This is a genomic window from Rhodococcus olei, from assembly GCF_039540555.1.
GTDB lineage: Bacteria > Actinomycetota > Actinomycetes > Mycobacteriales > Mycobacteriaceae > Rhodococcus_G > Rhodococcus_G olei.
Genome location: NZ_BAABFB010000114.1, coordinates 1 through 1,187, shown reverse-complemented (window position 1 = coordinate 1,187; position 1,187 = coordinate 1). Strand labels below are relative to the sequence as shown.

The 1,187-nt window shown below is 72.8% G+C and carries 2 protein-coding genes; both read right to left on the bottom strand.

What is annotated here, in order from left to right; translation table 11 throughout:
- Window positions 1-702, bottom strand: a 702-nt coding sequence (locus tag ABD951_RS28565; RefSeq protein WP_345353663.1) for a uroporphyrinogen-III synthase, incomplete at its 3' end; no start/stop codon positions are given.
- A gap of 29 nt (window positions 703-731) precedes the next feature.
- Complete coding sequence (gene nirD / locus ABD951_RS28560; protein WP_345353660.1) at window positions 732-1,172, bottom strand: nitrite reductase small subunit NirD; 441 nt, start codon at window positions 1,170-1,172, stop codon at window positions 732-734.
- Between the last annotated feature and the right edge of the window lie 15 nt (window positions 1,173-1,187).

Below are 1,187 nucleotides of genomic sequence, written 5' to 3'. Positions count from 1 at the left end.
GTCGACGAGCCCGATCTCCTTGGCGCGCATCAACATCGACGCGACCGCGGGGGCGCTGGTGAAGCTGACGGCGTCGAGCCCGCCGGTGACGGTGAGCTCGATCAGCCGGTCCATCGCGCTCTGGTCGTCCGGTGGCGTCCACCGGTAGACGGGTACCGGGACGACCTCGGCCCCGGCCAGTCGGAGCACCTCGCAGAAGTCGGGCAGCGGCTCCCACTCCGTTGTGGCGCCGTGCAGCTGCACCGCGATCCGCTTGCCCTCCACCCCCTCGGCGAGCAGGTGGTCGAGCACCTCTGCGGAGGACTCCGAGGCCGGCGACCATTCCTCCCTCAGGTCAGCGGCACGGATGGCGCCCTTCGCCTTGGGCCCGCGGGCCAGGATCCGGGACCGGCCCAGCGCCCGTCCCAGGTCCTCCGCGAGCCCCCAGCCGTCGGCGGCCTCCATCCATCCGCGGAACCCGATCCCGGTGGTCGCCACCGTGATCTCCGCGGGCCGCTGGATCAGCTCCCGGCTCACCCGCTCCAGCTCGGCGTCGTCGACGAGCGGGACGATGCGGATCGCGGCGGCCTGCACGACCGTCGCGCCCCGCCGGGTGAGCAGGGTGGTGAACTCTTCGCAGCGACGGGCCGCGGTCACCCCGACCGTGAACCCCTTGAGTGGCTCCGAACCCCCCAGCGGCCCGCCGCTGTACGTCTCGTCCATCGCCGCCCTCGCCGTCGTCGTGGTCATCGTCATACGCGGGCCGCACCCGCCTGCAGCGGGCTGTGCACCTGCACCACCCCGGCCCACACCCGCACGTCGTAGACCGGCAACCGCACCGACTCGTCGTCGAGGCAGCGCCCGTCGACGAGCGAGAACACCTGCTTGAGCAGCGGCGAGGCGACGGTCGGCTCACCCGCGCGGTCGCCGACCAGGCCGCGGGACATCACCGCGGCCCGCCCGAACGGGTCGAGGTTGCCGACCGCGCGCAGCGAGCCGTCGTCGAGCAGGAACAGCGCGACCTGTTCCCCGTTGCGGAGCAGGACCGCGACCCCCAGCCCCGGGATGAGCCTGCTCAGCGGGCAGGCCGACGTCCATTCGAGCCGTCCGTCTCCGACGCTGTCGCGGCGGTTGTGGCCGGCGGACTCGAGCCCCGGTCCGGTCACCGTGTGCATGGAATCGATAACGGTCATCGCCGTCCTCCCTGT

Excerpts from the sequence above, each read along its gene's own strand:
- nirD (WP_345353660.1), bottom strand. The coding sequence starts at position 1,172 with ATGACCGTTATCGATTCCATGCACACGGTGACCGGACCGGGGCTCGAG.